At 63.1% G+C, this 17,746-nt stretch carries 16 protein-coding genes; 11 read left to right on the top strand and 5 right to left on the bottom strand.

The genetic code is table 11. The annotated features are described in order from the left end of the window. Positions 1-5 precede the first annotated feature (5 nt). Positions 6-953 carry a phosphoribosyltransferase family protein gene (locus P3T16_RS29815; protein WP_429344982.1) on the top strand — a complete coding sequence of 316 codons (948 nt, stop codon included), beginning with the start codon at positions 6-8 and terminating at the stop codon, positions 951-953. A gap of 63 nt (positions 954-1,016) precedes the next feature. Here P3T16_RS29815 and P3T16_RS29810 read toward each other — a convergent pair whose 3' ends face one another. Further along, positions 1,017-2,678, bottom strand: a complete 1,662-nt coding sequence (locus tag P3T16_RS29810; RefSeq protein ID WP_429344981.1) for an ATP-binding domain-containing protein — start codon at positions 2,676-2,678, stop codon at positions 1,017-1,019. Positions 2,679-2,819: 141 nt separating this feature from the next. Between P3T16_RS29810 and P3T16_RS29805 the strand changes: the two genes are divergently transcribed. Beyond that, positions 2,820-3,449 carry a glutathione S-transferase family protein gene (locus P3T16_RS29805; protein ID WP_429344980.1) on the top strand — a complete coding sequence of 210 codons (630 nt, stop codon included), beginning with the start codon at positions 2,820-2,822 and terminating at the stop codon, positions 3,447-3,449. A gap of 85 nt (positions 3,450-3,534) precedes the next feature. Continuing rightward, complete coding sequence (locus P3T16_RS29800; protein ID WP_429257291.1) at positions 3,535-4,092, top strand: Fur family transcriptional regulator; 558 nt, start codon at positions 3,535-3,537, stop codon at positions 4,090-4,092. A 69-nt stretch (positions 4,093-4,161) separates the two neighbouring features. Here P3T16_RS29800 and P3T16_RS29795 read toward each other — a convergent pair whose 3' ends face one another. Further along, positions 4,162-4,572: a response regulator gene (locus P3T16_RS29795; protein ID WP_429344979.1), complete on the bottom strand. Its 411-nt coding sequence runs from the start codon at positions 4,570-4,572 to the stop codon at positions 4,162-4,164. Between the two features lie 503 nt (positions 4,573-5,075). Continuing rightward, complete coding sequence (locus P3T16_RS29790; protein ID WP_429344978.1) at positions 5,076-5,825, bottom strand: TetR/AcrR family transcriptional regulator; 750 nt, start codon at positions 5,823-5,825, stop codon at positions 5,076-5,078. Positions 5,826-5,900: 75 nt separating this feature from the next. On the opposite strand from P3T16_RS29790, the gene P3T16_RS29785 reads away from it, so the two are divergent. The 3 genes from P3T16_RS29785 (at position 5,901) to P3T16_RS29775 (ending at position 10,387) form a co-directional block, all read left to right on the top strand. Continuing rightward, a complete protein-coding gene (locus P3T16_RS29785; protein WP_429344977.1) occupies positions 5,901-7,436 on the top strand; it encodes an MDR family MFS transporter in 1,536 nt (511 codons plus the stop codon). A gap of 365 nt (positions 7,437-7,801) precedes the next feature. Then, positions 7,802-9,157 carry a hypothetical protein gene (locus P3T16_RS29780; protein ID WP_429344976.1) on the top strand — a complete coding sequence of 452 codons (1,356 nt, stop codon included), beginning with the start codon at positions 7,802-7,804 and terminating at the stop codon, positions 9,155-9,157. A gap of 147 nt (positions 9,158-9,304) precedes the next feature. Continuing rightward, positions 9,305-10,387: a TAXI family TRAP transporter solute-binding subunit gene (locus P3T16_RS29775; RefSeq protein ID WP_429257286.1), complete on the top strand. Its 1,083-nt coding sequence runs from the start codon at positions 9,305-9,307 to the stop codon at positions 10,385-10,387. Positions 10,388-10,467: 80 nt separating this feature from the next. Here P3T16_RS29775 and P3T16_RS29770 read toward each other — a convergent pair whose 3' ends face one another. Continuing rightward, positions 10,468-11,889, bottom strand: coding sequence for a PLP-dependent aminotransferase family protein (locus P3T16_RS29770; RefSeq protein ID WP_429257285.1), 1,422 nt, complete (start codon positions 11,887-11,889; stop codon positions 10,468-10,470). Positions 11,890-12,001: 112 nt separating this feature from the next. Here P3T16_RS29770 and P3T16_RS29765 point away from each other — a divergent pair, with 112 nt between their 5' ends. The 3 genes from P3T16_RS29765 to P3T16_RS29755 all read left to right on the top strand — a co-directional run bounded on the left by P3T16_RS29765 (position 12,002) and on the right by P3T16_RS29755 (position 14,224). Continuing rightward, positions 12,002-12,892, top strand: a complete 891-nt coding sequence (locus P3T16_RS29765; RefSeq protein WP_429344975.1) for a DMT family transporter — start codon at positions 12,002-12,004, stop codon at positions 12,890-12,892. A 133-nt stretch (positions 12,893-13,025) separates the two neighbouring features. Beyond that, complete coding sequence (locus P3T16_RS29760; RefSeq protein WP_429344974.1) at positions 13,026-13,352, top strand: hypothetical protein; 327 nt, start codon at positions 13,026-13,028, stop codon at positions 13,350-13,352. A gap of 284 nt (positions 13,353-13,636) precedes the next feature. Then, entirely contained in the window at positions 13,637-14,224 is a 588-nt protein-coding gene (locus tag P3T16_RS29755) for an N-acetyltransferase family protein (RefSeq protein WP_429344973.1), read from the top strand. Positions 14,225-14,346: 122 nt separating this feature from the next. On the opposite strand, the gene P3T16_RS29750 is transcribed toward P3T16_RS29755, so the two are convergent. After that, positions 14,347-14,904 (bottom strand): putative glycolipid-binding domain-containing protein, encoded by a 558-nt coding sequence (locus tag P3T16_RS29750; RefSeq protein WP_429344972.1) that lies wholly within the window; start codon positions 14,902-14,904, stop codon positions 14,347-14,349. A gap of 253 nt (positions 14,905-15,157) precedes the next feature. Between P3T16_RS29750 and P3T16_RS29745 the strand changes: the two genes are divergently transcribed. Both P3T16_RS29745 and P3T16_RS29740 read left to right on the top strand, forming a co-directional pair. Further along, the gene (locus P3T16_RS29745) at positions 15,158-16,051 is read left to right on the top strand and encodes an urea transporter (RefSeq protein WP_429344999.1); all 894 of its coding nucleotides are present in this window, start codon (positions 15,158-15,160) and stop codon (positions 16,049-16,051) included. A 266-nt stretch (positions 16,052-16,317) separates the two neighbouring features. Next, positions 16,318-17,730 carry a cytochrome ubiquinol oxidase subunit I gene (locus tag P3T16_RS29740; RefSeq protein ID WP_429344971.1) on the top strand — a complete coding sequence of 471 codons (1,413 nt, stop codon included), beginning with the start codon at positions 16,318-16,320 and terminating at the stop codon, positions 17,728-17,730. Positions 17,731-17,746 lie beyond the last annotated feature (16 nt).

Raw genomic sequence — 17,746 nt, 5'->3', positions numbered from 1 at the left:
GACTCATGAACAAACCGGTTCTTCCCGTTACGTACGAACAGCTCGATCACTGGATCGAATCGCTGCAACCCGCATTGCTCGACGAGGGCTTTGGCGCCGTCGCCGGCATTCTGCGCGGGGGCGCGCCGCTGGCGTTGATGGTGTCGCATGCGGTCGGCGTGCCGGTCGCGTTCCTGCGCTACGAACGCGCAACGCGCGAGGTCACGTGGGACTCCTCGCTACCCATGCCCGTGCCGGGCTCGAAGATCCTGCTGTGCGAAGACATCGCGGGGCGCGGCTTCACGCTCGTCGACTGCATCGCGTTTCTCGAACGGCATGGGCTCGTCGTGCGCACGCTGACCGGCGCGTTCGACGAACTGAGCCGTACGAAGCCCGATTTCTCGCTTGATGCGCGCGGCTATTTCGCGCTTTTCCCGTGGGAGCGCCAGGCGCATACCGCTCGCTATCGCGACGACTGGACCGCGAGCGAAGCGGGCCGCCGCGCCCCGATGGCCGACGATCACGACTACGCGACGTATGCGATCGACCTCGACGGCATCCTGTTACCCGACGTGCCGTCCGCGCGCTACGACGCCGACCTCGAAGCCGCGCTGAACGAACGCGACCTGCTGCTGCCCTTCGAGACGTTGCCGGGTATCGACCTGCAACATACGCGCGCGATTGTCACCGGCCGGCCAGAAATGGACCGCGCACGCACGCAGGCGTGGCTCGACCGGCATGGTTTCGGTCATCTCGAACTCGTAATGCGTGCAGCCGGGCTTCACGATCACACCCCCGCAGGCGCAGCGGCGCACAAGGCGGCGGCCGTGTTGCGCTGTGGCGTCACGCACTTCATCGAAAGCGATCCGGTGCAGGCCATCCTGATCTCACAGCAGGCGCCGCTGCTGCGGGTGATCTGGTGGGATGCGATCGCGCACAGCGGGACACTCGTGGGTGCGTCGGCGTGGCGTTGAGGTTTTCATACCGACGCGGCCTGCGCGCGTTTGCGCAGGTCCGCATCCGCTGCATCGCACGTGTCAGTCTGCTTCCGGCGCACGCAGATGTCGCGCCGCGCGCTGCGTAGCGACAACAATCAGTTTCATCGTCGCGCGCGTCGCGCCGACAAACAGCTTGCGCGCAATGCGCTCGTCGAACTGATCGAAATCGACTTCGGTGAGGATCACGCACGGCGCGGATTGCCCCTTGAAGCGATAGATCGACTCCAGCAGCACGTCGCCCTCGCGATACTCCGGGTTGCCGAACAGATCGTATTTGCCGGTAAAACTGCGCAGACGGTGCGGGCCGAGATGATCGAGCGCCGTCATTGCCGAACCTTCCCGTCCTCGAAACGACAGCACCGCAATGTCCTGCTTGCGAAAGCCAAGCCCGAGCGCGTGCGTGATGGCGCGCTTCGTTGCATCGATGCTGCCTTCCGTGGGGTTGGCCTCGTCGTAGGTCGAAAACGAAGTGTCCGAGCCGTCGAACGGACTGCCTGAAGTGAGCCCTGCCGCTAGCGGCGCCGACGCACCGACGAGATCGCGCACGTAATCGAGAATGTCGCGCGGGCTGCGATAGTTCGTGGTCTCCTTGAGCGTCGTCCAGCCGGGCAGCTCGACGGGCGCACGCATATACAGATTCTGCAGCGGATCCTCGAGCCACCACCACGCCGCGCCCGGCCGCAATAGCCGTTCGATGGCCGCGACCCATGGCTGCTGGAAATCCTGCCCTTCATCGACGATCACCACATCGAACTGCCAGCGCTCATCGATCGGAGATTGCGCGAACGTGGTCTCGAGTTGTTCGAATACGTTCGACGCGTCGAAATCCGGTGCACGTCCGGCATCGCGTGCGATCCAGTCGCATAGCTGGTGATAGTTCGCGACCTTCGCCTCGGGCGGCGCAACGCGCGCGATGTGATCCGCGAGCGGCCGGTTGAAGCACACGTACAGCGTGCGCCGGCCTTCCGCGACCGCGTCCTTCATGACCTGCACCGCGAGCTGCGTCTTGCCCGACCCGGCCGTGCCGATCACGCGCAGACGGAACGGCGCGAATTCGAGCCGCCGCGCCCACGTCGCGAGGCCGCCCGCAAGACGCGTGACGAGTGTGCCCGCCTGGCCGACGAGCGCACTCGCGTCCGGCGTCAGCGCGAGTTCGTCTGCGAGAAAGTGGTGGATCTTCGCCGCGCAAGGCAGACGGGGTTCGTCAGCCGGCAACGCGTCGCGGATGATCGCGGCGAGCCGGTCCTTGCGCGTCGCATCGACGATGCGCGCCGGGTTCACGCCGGCAATCGCTGCGTCTTTCACGACGTGGTCGGGACAGTACAGCAGTTCCTCGATGAAATACGTGTTCGCGCCGAACGCCGCCGTGAAGCGGCGATGCATGCCTTCGACCGTTCGCGCAAGTGCAATTGCCACGTTGCGTTCGGTCTGCATGTGGACCTTGACGAGTCCTTTTGGCGTCTCGCGCAGGAAGCCGGTTTTCTGCTCGATGATCATCACGCGCCCTGACGGGCTGACGATCACGAAATCCGCTTCGCCGAACACGGAAAAGCCCTGGTTCAGACGGGTCCAGTGCACACCGTGATAGACGGTGTAGTCGTCGGACAACGCGTGCTCGAGCAGCGCCAGCGTTTCGCGTTCACGGGAAGCGGCGCCGGTGGCGGCGAGATTTTTCCAGTCGTCGGGGACTATGCGGGCCATGCGATGCCTCGTCACTTTGAAGTGGATATATTGTACGCAGCGATGTTCCCACGATCGGTAAAAACAGCCTTCCTCGTGTATCGTTAACAGTTTGACGCTGCGGTTATACGCAGCGCTTTGCCTTCCAGGAGAAACTGCCGAATGATTACGATCTGGGGACGGGCCAACTCGGTCAATGTCCAGAAAGTTTTGTGGTGCTGCGATGAGCTGTCGCTGCCGTACGAACGTATCGACGCCGGCATGCAGTTCGGCCGCAACGGCGAGCCCGACTATCTGACAATGAATCCGACGGGCAAGGTCCCGACGCTCGTCGATGGCGACTACGTGCTGTGGGAGTCGAATTCCATACTGCGCTATCTGGTGCTGCAGTATGGACCGCCGTCGAGCCTGCTGTACCCCGCCGATCCAAAAATCCGCGCGGGCATCGACCGCTGGCTGGACTGGTCGCTGAGTACGCTGCAGCCCGCAGAGCGGCCCGTGTTCTGGTCGATCGTCCGCACACCGGCCGCCGACCGCGATCAGGCTGCGCTAGAGAACAACGTGCAAGCCGTCAGCGCGCTCTGGAAGCAGCTCGACTCGCATCTGGCCGGCCGCTTCTTCTTCGAAACCGACCACTTCACGCACGCCGACATCGTGCTCGGCGCTTACGCGAAGCGCTGGTTCGGTCTCGAAGGCATCGAGCGTCCGTCGATGCCGAATCTGGAGCGCTGGTATTCGCGGCTGGAAAACCGTCCGGGCTTCAGGAAGTTCATCGATCTGCCGCTGACCTGAACGGCTGACATGGGCGACGAGGCGGCCGGGCGCGAGCTGGCAGCGCAGTTCGATCGAAGTTCGCGATGCCCCGTATAATCGACGCATGAAGAACGCCTCCTCCACGACTGCGCACGATCACGACCACGGGCCCGCAGCCGCCGCCTCGCCTGAGGCGGCGCTCGCGCTGGCGGAAGAATATTGCCGCGAACGCGGCGAGAAACTGACGCCGATCCGCCGCAAGGTGCTGGAACTGCTGCTCGCATCGGGTCGGGCGACGAAGGCGTATTCGCTGCTCGACGACATGCGTCAGATCCATCCCGGCTCGGCGCCGCCCACGGTGTACCGCGCGCTGGATTTTCTGCTGTCGGCCGGACTGGTGCACCGGATCGAGTCGATCAACGCGTTCACGGTTTGCCACGATCTGACGCAATGCCAGCACGGCATCCTGGTGGTGTGCCAGCAATGCGGCAACGTCACAGAACTGCATCAACCGAAGTTGCGCCAGGCGCTCGTCGCACAGATCGAAGATGCGGGTTACAGCCTCGCCAGCGATGAAATCGAACTGAAAGGCCTCTGCGCCGCGTGTCAGGCGGCGAACGCCGCTAAAGACGCCAAACCCGACACCAGGCCCGCGAAAAACGCGGAAATCGCCAGCGATTGACGCCACGCGTCATGCAGCGAAGCAGGCTCGCGCCTGCCCCACGGGTTACCGCATTACTTCACACGAAAATCAACCTGCCGCACGCGCCTCGATCGCGTCACGCAGCAGCGTGACCAGCGCATCCGGCCGGGCCGGTTTCGTCATGAAGTGCTGAAAGCCCTCGCCGATACTTCGCAGGCGGTAGGTGTCGTCGGTGTGACCGGTGAGCGCAACCGCCACCGTAGGCGAATGGTCACCGCGAATCTCGTGGTCGCGCAGGCGCTGGATCAGGTAGAAACCGTCCATCGTGGGCAAATCGATATCGCAGACGATCGCATCCGGTAGCAACCGGACCGCCGCCTCGACACCTTCTTCCGCGTCCGCGACCGCGACGACGCGTGCCCCTTCCGATTCAAGCAGGCTCGCCAGTGATTCCCGGCTCTGCGGGTCATCCTCGACGAGCACGATCGTTGCTTGATCGAGTCTCAACTCTCCGTTCATTTTGCTTTGTTGCTATATAGACAGGTTAGGCGGTCACGCGCAACTGTTGCATGGATGAACCGGCGCGCTACGTTCAGGTAGGACCCGATTTCGCGCGACGGGTTGCAACCATTTTTGCGTTGAGCGGCGTGCGCGCGCATCGCGTTGTCGACCACTCTCGACACTACCGCATTACGTGAAGCGTAGCGGACGATAGCGCGGGATCAAGGCGAGGACATGAAAACGCGCATGAAAAAATGCGCACTGTACGTCATTTTTACAGGGTTTCATGTCGTCGCGAGTCCCTCTCGCGGATTGCCGCCGTAGTTGTCCGGCGGCACAGAAACGCACGGCCGGTCTCTTTCAGCGCGCCCACATACGCGGATTCTGCTCCCGCCCGGGTTGTAACGCGGGCCCATGCAACCGGCCACCAGAAACGCGTCCGGCGCCACGCGAAGTCGACGTTCTGAATTCAACCGTTTTCAGCACGATGCGTGCCGCATCAGCTTCGATTCCGGTTTCGCTCAGCGCGTCGTGATATTCGGTCCGACGCCGTGCGTGAGTAACGCGATCGCGTGGCGGGCAATGTCGTCGGCGGTGATCTGTCGACGGATCGGGTCGTTACGCCATTCCTTCGATGTCGCGAGCGGCAGGATGGTCAGGCCGAGCAGCGACAGGAAAACGAGCGACGGCTCCAGATTCGCGTTGAGCCGCCCTGCTTTCTGCCACTTCGCGATGCAGTCGATTGACGCTTTCTGGTGCGCGTCGCCGAACCGCGCGTGCATGCGCTGCTTCAGCAGTCCGCCCTCGCTGATCACTTCGCGCACCCAAAGCGGCGGGAACCATGGATATTCGATCGCGACATCGACAAGACGCCGCGCCAGCTGGGTAATCGCTGCGACGGGATCATCAGGATTTGCCTCGAACGCGCCGCCCAGCGCCGCGCGCAGCGGCATGAAACGCTCGTCGATGAGTACGTCCAGTAACTGGTCGCGCGTCTTGAAGTAGTAGTGAACCATCGCCGGCGTGACGCCGGCCTCGCGCGCGATGGCGCCAAGCGTCGTATCGACGATGCCCTGCCGCGCGAACAGCGCCAGCGCCACATCGAGCAGCCTCGTACGCTGTTCCGGCCCTCGCGCGCTGCCCGTCGGTCGCCCGGGACGCCGCGGGGCAACGCCGCCCGTCACCGCCCCGGCGCCGGCGTCGGCGACATCTGCGTTGCCAGCGACATGCTCACTTTGCGCCGCGCCGCCTCCGATTTTTCTCTGTGCCATATCCGTTTGACGATACGTCTGATATCGCATATATTAATCTTCACATTAATTAATATCAAGCGACATCACCGGCACATGGATCAGTCCACTTCACTGAGCGTCGATGAAACCCACGTCGATGCGCCTTCGTCCGCGAATACCGCATCGCACCCGCCGCTACACATCCTGTTTCCCGCCCTGCTGCTCGTCATGCTACTGGCCGCGCTCGACCAGACAATCGTCTCGACCGCCCTGCCGACGATCGTCGGTGAACTGGGCGGCCTCGAGAACCTGTCGTGGGTCGTCACGGCCTATCTGCTCGCTTCGACGATCGTCGTGCCGCTATACGGCAAATTCGGCGACCTGTTCGGCCGGAAGATCGTCTTGCAGACAGCGATCGTGCTGTTCCTCGTCGGCTCCGCGCTCTGTGGCGCCGCGCAGGACATGACGCAGCTGATCCTGCTGCGAGCGCTACAGGGTCTCGGCGGCGGCGGCCTGCTCGTGGTCACGATGGCAGCGATCGGCGACGTCATTCCACCGGCCGACCGTGGCCGCTATCAGGGCATGTTCGGTGGCGTGTTCGGCCTTGCGACCGTCATTGGTCCGCTGCTCGGCGGCTTCCTCGTCGAGCATCTGTCGTGGCGCTGGATTTTCTATATCAATCTGCCGCTCGGCATTGGCGCGCTGCTCGTCATCGCCGCCGTTTTCAAGCCGCATACGAAGCACATCAAGCATGCGATCGATTACATGGGCGCCGGCTTTCTCGCTACCGCGCTGACCTGCATCATCCTCTTCACGAGTCAGGGCGGCACGATCCTGCCGTGGAGTTCGCCGCAACTGTGGTTCACGCTCGCGGTCGGCCTCGTGTGCGTCGGTGGGTTCATTTATGAAGAACGCCTCGCAGTGGAACCGATCATGCCGCTGGAGCTTTTCAGGAACCGCACGTTCCTGCTGAGCTGTTTGATCGGCTTCATTGTTGGCGTTTCGATGTTCGGTTCGGTCACGTTCCTGCCTGTGTATCTGCAGGTCGTGAAAAACTCGACGCCGTCAGAAGCCGGTATGCAGATGCTGCCGATGATGGGTGGCCTGCTCGTGATGTCTGTCATCACAGGTCGCGCGATCAGCAAGATCGGTAAATACCGGATGTTTCCGATCGCGGGCACGTTCCTCGTCGCCGTCGCGATGATCCTGCTTGCGCGTCTGGAAATTTCGACACCCATCTACGTGATGTATATCTACATGGGCCTGCTCGGCTTCGGGCTCGGCATGGTGATGCAGGTGCTGGTTCTCGCCGCGCAGAACGCGGTCGAATTCCGGCACATGGGCGTTGCGACATCGGGTGCAACGCTGTTCCGTTCGATCGGTGGCTCGGTGGGAGTCGCTGCGTTCGGTGCGGTGTTTTCGAGCCAGCTTCGCTCGCGCCTGAGCGATCTCATTCCGGCAGGCACGGAATTGCCGCAGTCGCTCGGACCGGCGACGATCCACCAGCTACCGGCTGCGCTGCGCGACGACTATCTGCAGGCATTCGCGGGCGCGCTGCATACCGTGTATTTTGTCGCGGCATGCGTGGTCGTTCTTGCGTTCGTGCTGGCGTTGCTGTTCAAGGATGTTCCGCTGCGCAAACATCATTGACTGCGGCAGGCATTCCCCGCCTCGAAACGGCCGGACGTACTACGCGTCCGGCCGTACGGACAGTCAACATTCATCTGACCAGGCCGCCTGGCATCCAGTGTGCTGTGATGTGGTGCATACAAAAATCGTCTGTATTAATCGTCCTCCTGACGTATCCGTGTCCGATGTGTGCGGTAGGTGACAACGGCGATTGACGTTGGCGCTGAAACGACACATATTGCACTCAGGCGACCCCCGAATCTTCTTCGGTTCGTCCGTCGACCAGTGCATATGTACCGTGAATCACGCAGATGCTGCAGGTCGCCCTGATGGTGATCTGAAGCGTGCCGTTCAGAGGCACAGCGTATAACTGGTGGGTTGAACGCATGTCCACCCAGACTCGTCCCGGCCAGACATTCCCGACGCCATGCAAACGTTGCGGCGGCGCGCTGTATCCGCCTGACGAAACGTGTCCATGGTGCGGCGCCAGTCACGCAGTCGCTTACGGCGTGCGCCTGAAGGCCGACGCGCTCGCTCATCCGCATCCGCCGCGCGCGCCGGATGTTCCATCCGGTTTGCCAGGGGACGTTCCGCAGCCGGCCGGTCACACGCAGCCGCTGATGCTACCCGATACGCCGGTTCCTCCGCTCAGCATGCCGGAGCCCATATGGCGCAGCGTGGGCCGCTGGATTTTCAGCAAGGGGCTCGTGCTGAGCTTCTTTCTGTTTGCGCTCGGCTACGCGGGTTACACGCTCTTCAGCGAACACAGGGCCGACTCTGCAATCGACGAACCGGCCACCACCAGCACGAGCGGCAGTATCCAGCCTTATCAGGGTGCGTCGTCGGCGCGTCCGTCGGAAAGCGTCGCATCGATCGCGCCTGTTGCGCCGGCTCGAACGCCGGCTGCTCCGGCTGCCCCCGTTGCGAAGGTGACACCCGCGGCGCCTGCCCCGTCGACGCGGCAGGCAGTGGCTGCGTCGCCGTCCATACCGCCCATCCCGACCTTGCCGCCGTTGCCCTCCGCGGCGCCCGCGGCTGCCGTCGCGGCGACACCGGTCGTGCCGCCTCTGCCCGCTCGCGCCCTGACGCGACATCGCGACGTCCCCGAAAGTCTACAGGCGGCGCGCGCGAGTCTTGAGGCGAGCGATCTGGCAGGCGCGCAGGCGTCGCTCTCAGAAGCGCTGGCGACGCAGCCCGATAACGCCGAAGCACGGTTGATGCAGCAGGATCTGCTGCAACGCATGTTGAAGCGCGACGCTTTTGTGCGCGCGGCGAACTCTTGCGTACAGGACCGTCTATGGAGTTGCGTGCGGCACAACGCATCAGATGCGCTCGCTGTCGATGCAACCAATCCCGGCGTCAAGGCGCTGCTGGAACGTTCAATCCGTGAGGCAGGCTGGAATTCCCCCGCGTTGCCGACGGCGCGCGGCGGTGCGGCTGCGACCGCACCGGCCGTGGCCGCAGCCGCACCGCCCGCGCGCGTGGCGCGTCCGCCCGTGGCGCGTCGACCCATGGTCTCCGCGCCGGTGAACACACCGCCGCGCACGACAGCCATGGCTACGCCCACGCCGACGCCCAATGCCACAGCCGCAGCCACACCCGCGCCGGCTCCAGTTTCCCCGACCACATCGACGCAGACGACGACAACAGACACCAGCAGCATCGACGCACAGGAACGCGCGATCCGCGAATCGGGCTGGAGTCATCCGGCGAAGGCATCCACTGCGTCGTCGGTGCGTTGAAGCGATGACGCCGTGACGTCATGAACCAGCACATCAGACAACATGCACAGGCGAGGCCCCCCCGCCCATAACATTCAAGACCGGATTCGACGCTTCGCGTGCCATTGCGCGAGTGTCAGTTACAACCAGACAGAAAAGGTGGAGACCATGTTCAAGATCATTCTGGCGGGATGTGTCGGACTGGCGCTGGCGTCGTCGGCGGCGCTGGCGGACAACGCGCACTACAAGATCGTCACGGGACCGGAGCGCGGTACGTACATCCAGATTGGCGCGGACCTCGCGAAATGGGTCGCGCCATCCGCCGGTATCGACCTCGAAGTGGTGCCGTCCAAGGGCTCGGCGGAGAACGTGCAGCGCATGCGCTTCGAGCCTGGCGTGAAGCTCGCGCTCGTGCAGTCGGACGTATATCAGGCTTACGTCGACATGGCGAACGGCGGCAATACAGATGCGGGCACAACCATTCGCCCGTTGCGTCTGATCATGCCGCTCTATGACGAGGAAATCTATTTCGTCGTGCGTGCCGACTCTCCGCTCAAGACGATCAACGAGATCAAGAACCAGAACATGAGCATCGGGCTGATTGGCAGCGGCACCGCGCAGTCGGCGACCACGCTATACCGTCTCATGTTCGGCACGTCCGTTCCCGATCAGTACGCGCAACATCTATCGAACGAGGATGCGCTCGCCGCGCTGATCGTGAAGAAGATCGACGTTGCCATAGTCGTCGCGGGACAGCCGGCCAAGCTCTTCACCGACATGAATCCCGAACTGCTGGAGCAGATCCGCGTGCTCAAGGTCGATCCGGCCGCGCCAGAAACCGTGCGCGCAAAACAGACCTATTTCCCGGCGACGATCCGCGCGTCGAGCTATCCGAACTGGCTGAAGGAAGACGTGCAGACGCTGACGGTAAAAGCCTTCCTCGTGACTTACGACTACAACCTGCGCGACACCGTCGGCAATCTCAACCGGTTCGCCGATTCGCTCTGCGCGAACTTCGACAACCTTCAGGAACACGGTCATCCGAAGTGGAAACAGGTGAAGATGGAACTGCCGAACCTCGGCAAAGGATGGAAATACTATCCGCCGGTGGAGAAACGGCTGCGCGTGTGCCTCGCGCACAGGACCGCAGTCGCAGCGACTAACGCCCCCGCGACGGATGAACCCGCAAAGTCGCCAAAGCGCCCATGCACTGACCAGGAACGGTTGCTGTTGCTGTGTGGAAAGCAGTAACGCGAGGGCGGCATTTCATGGCGGCCGGGACACCGGTTGACGCCGCCTGACGATGGTTGTGCGTGCAACATCCCGCGATATCACGTATCGCGGGCCGCGCGTTCCATCGCGCGCTGCAGCGCTTCGTATACCTTTGGCCGCGTGCATTGCGATGCGTTGAAACGCAGGAATCCCGGCGCCGATTGCGACGCGCTGAACACGTTGCCCGGCGCGAACACGACGTTCTCCGCGAGCGCATGCCGCGCGACCCGCGCGGCATCGAGTGCACCAGGCAACTGCGCCCAGATGAACATGCCACCGCGTGGCCGCGTCCAGATGAGAAGACCTGTCTGCGTCAGACGGCGCGCAGTGTCGCCCATCGCGTCGGCGAGCCGTGTGCGCATGCTATCGAGATGGCGCCGGTACGTGCCGTCCACCAGCAGACGATGCACGACACCCGCTGCCAGTTCGCCGTTACCGAACGACGTCGCGAGCTTCAGATCGATCAGCGGCTCGATCCAGTCGGCACGCGCCGCGATGTAACCGCAGCGCACAGCGGCCGACAGCGTCTTCGAATAGCTGCCGATCGATACCACGCGCGCAAAGCCATCGAACGCGGCGAGCCGCGGCGCAGGTTCATCCTCGAAGTCAGCGAAGATATCGTCTTCGACAATCAGCAGATCGTGCTCGCCCGCGAGCTTGAGCAGACGATGCGCGATTGCAGGCGCCAGCGTCGCCCCGGTCGGATTGTGAATCGCCGAATTCGTCACATAGAGCCGCGGACGATGCCCGATCAACGCCTGCTCGAACTGCGCAAGGTCAGGTCCTGACGGCGTGTACGGAACACTCACGATGCGCACGCGATGCGCACGCAGAAGCGCCTGAAAGTTGAAATAGCAGGGATCGTCGATCAACACCGTATCGCCCGGTTCGAGCAGAAAACGGCAGACGAGATCGAGCGCGTGCGTGCCGCCATCGGTGAGCACGATCTGCTCGGGTGGCGCATCGAGACCATGCTGCGACAGCCGCCACGCCAGATGCTGGCGCAGCGCGGGCAAGCCGCGTGGTGATGCGTATTCGACGAGCGGCGCATGCGAATCGCGCGCAATGGCCCGCAACGCACGACGCACGCCCTCTTCCGGCATCCACGCGGCCGGCATCCAGCCGCAACCGGGCCTCAACGCTTTCGCGTCGCTTTCGAGGGATTGTCGCGTGAGCCACAACGGATCCACATCGCGATCGAGCCGCTGGCCGATATCAGCGAGTGCAAATGGCGGCGCGTGACCGGAAACGAAGAAACCCGAGCCGCGCCGCGACACGATCGCGCCTTCCGCGACAAGCCGGTCGTACGCATCGACCACGGTCGATTTCGACACGCCCAGCGTCTCGGTCATCGTGCGGATCGACGGCACGCGCGCGCCCGGCATCAACGCGCGGCTGGCGATGCGCTCGCGCAATGTGTTCATCACCAGCGCGACGCGCGTGCCGGCAGTTGCTGAGCTGACCCTGTCATCTTCCGCCATCCGTACTGCTCCTTGATCGGTACAGTTTGCTCGAATTGTACTGATCCGTAGCTTACGCTTTATCTCGCGAGAGAGGATGCTCGACGTTTTGACCTGGCATCGAACATTACTCATGAAAAAGACAGGCAACGGCTGGCTCAGCGGACTGGTTGGCGTACTTATCTTCAGCGGCTCGCTGCCCGCGACGCGCATCGCGATCGAGGGGCTGGATCCGATCTTCCTGACCGTCGCGCGCGCGACGATCGCCGGCACGCTGGCGCTTGCGTTGCTGGTGCTGTTTCGCGAGACGCGCCCGACCCGCCGTGATCTGTTGCCGCTCGTCGTGGTTGCGCTGGGCGTCGTGATCGGCTTCCCGCTGTTGACCGCGCTTGCGCTGCAGCACATCACGGCCGCGCATGCTGTGGTGTTTATTGGTTTGCTGCCGCTTTCGACGGCGATCTTTGGCGTGCTGCGCGGCGGTGAGCGGCCGCGGCCGGCATTCTGGCTGTTTTCCGCGATTGGCAGCGCGTCGGTGGTCGCCTTTGCACTGCGCAACGGTGATCACGCTTCGCCGCTCGGCGATGCGTTGATGGTGGCCGCGATTATCGTGTGCGGGCTCGGCTACGCGGAAGGCGCGCGGCTGTCACGTCACCTCGGCGGCTGGCAGGTGATTTCGTGGGCGCTGGTGCTGTCGTTGCCGCTGATGATGCCGCTGACCTGGTGGGCATGGCCCGCGTCGTTCGCAGGCGTGAGCCACGCAGCGCTCTGGGGACTCGCATACGTATCGCTCTTCAGCATGCTGATCGGCTTCGTGTTCTGGTATCGCGGGCTGGCGCTCGGCGGCATCGCTGGCGTGGGGCAGTTGCAGCTGCTGCAACCGTTCTTCGGGCTCATGCTCGCCGCGCTGCTGCTGCACGAGCAGGTGCCTCCTGCGATGATTGTCGTGACGGTCGTGGTGGTGGCGTGTGTCGGCGGCGCGCGGCGATTTGCGAAAAGCGCGCCTGCACCGCGAACGGCGGGTTAAGAAAGCGCGGGCGGCTCCTGGTTTTCCTCACCTTTGTCGCGTGCGCGCCACCCATCAGCGCCGCGCGACTGGCTGACGCAGCATCGGGAGGCCCTTGCGGTATGCTGTCGCCCTCGCTTTGAACGGAGGGCTCATGAAGCTTTCGAAATCCCTGACATTCGCCGCTTTCGCGCTCGCTGCGCTATCCGTTGCCGCTCAGGCACAAACGTCGCAGACGTATCGCTTCGGCGAAGGCCAGACAACCGTGCAGCCGGGCAACGCACATCCCGCGTCGCCGTCTGGTTCCACGCCGAAGCAAACACAAACACAAACACAAACGCAGCCGCAGGCACAAACGCAGCCGGCACCCGCGCCACACAACGCGAGCGCCACCGAAGCCCCGAAGACTAAGCACAAGCCGAAGCATCATCGGCACTACGCGCATCGGGCGTCGAATCAGGACATGTACTCACATAGCTGAACCCTGAACCGCCTCCTGGTCGCGCCAGCCGCTAGTAACGCGGAGGCGGCGGCCAGATTTCATGCATGCTCCCTGTCAGCTTCACGGATTACGTCACGTACGAAGGTATATACCACGTGGATGACATGCGCAAACGTCATGGGTCTGCCGGGCACATGCTCTGCCTTACGTTTTTCATGCATGAAAAAGACGGCGGGTGTCGCGCAGATTTTTGAGCGGCTTCAAATTCGCGCGCACTACGGGCATAGTTGAAGCTCGCACCGTAGCGCCATGACAGGACACGCATGAACGAAGCATCCCACACCCGACCCAACGCTTTATCCGACACCGCCGCGCCGCTCGTACGCGATGCAACCGAAGCCGATCTGCCGGCCATTCAGGCCATCTACGCGCACCACGTGCTGACGGGCGTCGCATCGTTCGAAGAAACGCCGCCCTCGGTCGACGACCTGCGCGCCCGACGTGAATCGGTGCTCGGCCACGGCCTGCCGTATATGGTCGCGGAGATCGACGGCGTCGTTGCAGGCTACTGTTACGCGACGCCCTACCGGCCGCGCGTGGCGTACCGGCACACGATTGAAGACTCCATCTACGTCAGCGATGCATTTCGCGGGCGTGGCATCGGCCGCATCCTGTTGCAGGCGCTGATTACGCGGTGTGAATTGGGCCCGTGGCGGCAGATGATCGCCGTGATCGCCGATGGTGGCAGCGGCGGGTCGATCTCGCTACACGGCAGTCTCGGCTTCGAACTGACCGGTACGTTGAAGGCTGTCGGTTTCAAGCACGGGCGCTGGCTCGACACAACACTGATGCAGCGAGCGCTCGGCGCAGGTGCCGATACGCCGCCGCAGGACGTCGGCCGCAAGGCTTAAACGCCGTGTTATGAAAGCCTTCGCGAGGAAATCGACGCGGGGCACTGCGTTGTGCTGCGTGATCCCGCATCGATTGCGGCGCATCGATCGCTTCGCTGCACAACACGAACGTGGCGAGGGTTTCAGGGACCGGGTGTCGGGAGGCGTCTGAACAGTGTCGGATAGTCGATGACCAGACCGTCTTCGTCGATTTTCATGTTGGCTGCAAAATTGCGGAAAATGCCTTCGTAACGATACTCGCGGTCGAGGTCGATACAGGAATACGCCTGCTCAACGCGTGTGACGGCGAGATCCGGCGTCGAGATATACGCCACCGAAATGGGCTGGCGCGCACCCGGCGCGAGTTGAAGTCGACGGATCGGCAGCGTATTGGTGAACGGCGTAGCGGCGATATCAATGTCGATACAACCTTCGATCGCATCCAGCGTGTGGCCTTCGCCGTCGCGCCAGTGGCCTGCGCCGTCACCATGCAGTTCGAGCGCGCCGCCACCGGCGATCTTCAGATACGCGTGGGTGACACGCCATTGCAGATCGCAGGTTACGCTGTAGCAGAGGCCGTACGAACGTCCATAGCGCTGTCCAACGACGGCGCTCTCTACGAAGAACCCGTCACCGCGTGCATCGAGCGCGAGGTGTTCGATGCCGTCTCCTTCTTCCGATGCCCAGCGTACTTCACGCATGTCGATGCCTCCTGGCTGACAAGTTGGCGGAAGCAGTTGCAGGCCACGTACGCATGCTGGCGCCTGCACACCGCGCACCGTCATCCTCGCACAATCCTGTGTCTTGCCGCTTGCGTCCCCCTCGGCGCAAGGCCACGCAAATAGCCACTATCAACACCTGAACATCCCGGATGCGACGCTTGTGACCTATGCTCGCGGTTTCATTCTGCTGACCGCGCCGGGCGCTTCGCGCGTGATCTCCCGGTTATCCGACATGTACGCTGCAACCACCCAGGCCGAATCCACTGCGCTACGCACGCTGCTGCGAAGCCTGGGGCAGATCGTGCTGCAGGGCAATGCCGTGACGGGCGCATGCGTGCTCGCTGCGCTGCTGGTCTGCGACCTTCGGCTCGCTTGCGCGGCGCTCATCGGCACAGTTGCCGCGAATGTCAGCGCCGTGCTGGCAGGCTATGACGAGCACGATACGCGCGCTGGCCTGCACGGCTTCAATGGCGCGCTGGCCGCGCTGGCGGCATTCACGTTCATCGCCGACGATGCGACCGCCGCCGCAGCCGCTATTCTTGCTGCAACCGCAACCGCGTGGATGCTCCGTCCGTGGCGGCGCTTGCTGCGCAGGTTTCGTCTGGGTCTTTATTCGAGCCCGTGTCTGATCGTGACATGGGCATGGCTTCCGCTGGTCCGGCTTGCTGCGCATCCAGATGCGCAGAATGGCGTGGGTGCGGCCTCGTATCTCGAAGCGATTCATGGCGTGCTCGCCGGCGTTGCACAAACGACGTTCGCTTCCGGCACGGTGTCGGGCTTGCTCATCATTGCGGGCATCGCAACATCTTCCCGGCGACATGCCTTCTGGGCGTTATCGGGCGCCGCGCTTGCCAGTGGCGGCCATCTGTTGATGGGTGCGACTCCTTCTTCACTCGATGCCGGTTTGCCCGGCTTTAACGGCGCACTCACGGCGCTTGCGGTTGCGGACTGCGGCGCTGGCGTGACGGTTGCAGCCGTCGCGCTATCGGTGCTGCTGCAGCAGGCTTTCGGCTACTGCGGATGGACTTTCATGACCGCGCCGTTCGTCATCTCGGCCTGGTGTGCACATGGGTTCGAGTGCCTGAAGATCGGTCACCGGATGCGCTCTCGCCTCACTGAGAAATAGCGCGTTCGCTAGCGCCCAGCGCGGTCGATTGCCGCACTTCCCCCTGCGACACCACGCCGCGGTGCACCATGAGCGCCGCGAAAACCTCGATACCGATCAACGGCTTATCCCGATAAAGCCAGCTCGCGTGACGACAGGCACGCCATCGCATCTCATCCCGCGCCGCAGCAAATCCTCGCGCATTCCCCTACTCTTGAGCCCATCTGCACATTGCAGTGCGTTTCGACAGCGGTCGATGCGCGTAGTCTGATTTCCGCAATCTGACCATGAACACCGCAATCTCGGCACTCGACCTCGCCCGGCTTCAGTTCGCATTCACGATCTCCTTTCACATCATTTTTCCGGCGCTCAGCATCGGGCTCGCCAGCTTCATCGCCGTGCTCGAATGGCGATGGCTCAAAACCCGCAAGGTGTACTACAAAGATCTTTGCCTCTTCTGGTCGAAAATCTTTGCAGTGGCCTTCGGCATGGGTGTCGTCTCAGGCGTCGTGATGAGCTACGAGTTCGGCACCAACTGGTCCGGCTTCTCCAGTTTCGCCGGCCCCGTCACCGGCCCGCTCCTCATGTATGAGGTGATGACGGCGTTCTTCCTCGAAGCGGGCTTCCTCGGTATCATGCTGTTCGGCTGGCAGCGCGTCAGCCCGCGCGCACACTTCGGCGCAACGCTGATGGTCGCGCTCGGTACGCTGATCTCGACGTTCTGGATTCTCGCGTCCAATAGCTGGATGCAGACGCCTCAAGGCTTTGATGTCGTGAACGGCCAGGTCGTGCCGCTCGACTGGTTCAAGATCATTTTTAACCCGTCGTTCCCGTACCGGCTCGCGCATATGGCGATCGCGGCGTTCATCGTCGGCGCACTCGTCGTCGCGGCGGTGGGTGCATGGCATCTGCTCAAGGGGCGCCGCGATCCGGCCGTCAAAAAGATGTTCTCGATGGCACTCTGGATGCTGCTGATCCTCGCGCCCGTCCAGGCATTTGTCGGCGACCAGCACGGTATCAACACGCGTGAATATCAGCCCGCCAAGATCGCCGCGATCGAGGGCCTGTGGGACACCGAAAAAGGCGGCACGGCGCTCAACCTGTTCGGCCTCCCTGACATGCAGGCCGAAACGACCCGCTACGCCGTATCGATTCCCCACCTCGGCAGCCTGATCCTCACGCATAGCTGGGACGGCGAGATTCGTGGCCTCAAGAGCTTTGCACCGGAGGACCGGCCGAATTCGACGGTCGTGTTCTGGAGTTTCCGTGTGATGGTCGGCCTCGGCGTGTTGATGATCATGATGTCGCTGATGGCGTGGGCGTTGCGACGCGGTGACCGGCTATACCAATCGAAGTGGTTTCTGCGGTTCGTCGTTGCGATGGGTCCGACGGGTTTCATCACGCTGCTCGCCGGCTGGATCACGACCGAAGTCGGTCGGCAGCCGTGGGTGGTCTATGGCGTGATGCGCACCGTGCACGCTGTATCGCCGCTGACAGCGCAACAGGTCGGCATTTCGCTGATGGCGTTTGTGGTCGTCTACTTCCTGGTGTTCGGCACCGGCGTCTATTACATGCTGAAGCTGATGCGCTCCGGTCCGTCGCTGCCGGGCCACACGCATGATGGCTTGCCCGCCAGCACACCCGATCACACCGCGCGTCGACCGCTTTCGGCTGCCGACCAGTTGATCGACGCCGCGTAAAACCCCTGTATTTCAA

The organism is Paraburkholderia sp. GAS42, from assembly GCF_050436565.1.
In the GTDB taxonomy this organism is placed as follows: domain Bacteria; phylum Pseudomonadota; class Gammaproteobacteria; order Burkholderiales; family Burkholderiaceae; genus Paraburkholderia.
Note: the sequence above shows the minus strand (reverse complement) of the source record. Positions and strands in the feature narration are given on the sequence as shown.

What these genes read in the sequence shown, in the direction of transcription:
- P3T16_RS29745 (WP_429344999.1), top strand. Translation starts at nt 15,158, where the DNA reads ATGTACGCTGCAACCACCCAGGCCGAATCCACTGCGCTACGCACGCTG.
- P3T16_RS29790 (WP_429344978.1), bottom strand. Translation starts at nt 5,825, where the DNA reads ATGGCACAGAGAAAAATCGGAGGCGGCGCGGCGCAAAGTGAGCATGTC.
- P3T16_RS29750 (WP_429344972.1), bottom strand. Translation starts at nt 14,904, where the DNA reads ATGCGTGAAGTACGCTGGGCATCGGAAGAAGGAGACGGCATCGAACAC.
- P3T16_RS29795 (WP_429344979.1), bottom strand. Translation starts at nt 4,572, where the DNA reads ATGAACGGAGAGTTGAGACTCGATCAAGCAACGATCGTGCTCGTCGAG.
- P3T16_RS29780 (WP_429344976.1), top strand. Translation starts at nt 7,802, where the DNA reads ATGTCCACCCAGACTCGTCCCGGCCAGACATTCCCGACGCCATGCAAA.
- P3T16_RS29815 (WP_429344982.1), top strand. Translation starts at nt 6, where the DNA reads ATGAACAAACCGGTTCTTCCCGTTACGTACGAACAGCTCGATCACTGG.
- P3T16_RS29765 (WP_429344975.1), top strand. Translation starts at nt 12,002, where the DNA reads ATGAAAAAGACAGGCAACGGCTGGCTCAGCGGACTGGTTGGCGTACTT.
- P3T16_RS29800 (WP_429257291.1), top strand. Translation starts at nt 3,535, where the DNA reads ATGAAGAACGCCTCCTCCACGACTGCGCACGATCACGACCACGGGCCC.
- P3T16_RS29775 (WP_429257286.1), top strand. Translation starts at nt 9,305, where the DNA reads ATGTTCAAGATCATTCTGGCGGGATGTGTCGGACTGGCGCTGGCGTCG.
- P3T16_RS29810 (WP_429344981.1), bottom strand. Translation starts at nt 2,678, where the DNA reads ATGGCCCGCATAGTCCCCGACGACTGGAAAAATCTCGCCGCCACCGGC.
- P3T16_RS29805 (WP_429344980.1), top strand. Translation starts at nt 2,820, where the DNA reads ATGATTACGATCTGGGGACGGGCCAACTCGGTCAATGTCCAGAAAGTT.
- P3T16_RS29770 (WP_429257285.1), bottom strand. Translation starts at nt 11,889, where the DNA reads ATGGCGGAAGATGACAGGGTCAGCTCAGCAACTGCCGGCACGCGCGTC.
- P3T16_RS29755 (WP_429344973.1), top strand. Translation starts at nt 13,637, where the DNA reads ATGAACGAAGCATCCCACACCCGACCCAACGCTTTATCCGACACCGCC.
- P3T16_RS29740 (WP_429344971.1), top strand. Translation starts at nt 16,318, where the DNA reads ATGAACACCGCAATCTCGGCACTCGACCTCGCCCGGCTTCAGTTCGCA.
- P3T16_RS29785 (WP_429344977.1), top strand. Translation starts at nt 5,901, where the DNA reads ATGGATCAGTCCACTTCACTGAGCGTCGATGAAACCCACGTCGATGCG.
- P3T16_RS29760 (WP_429344974.1), top strand. Translation starts at nt 13,026, where the DNA reads ATGAAGCTTTCGAAATCCCTGACATTCGCCGCTTTCGCGCTCGCTGCG.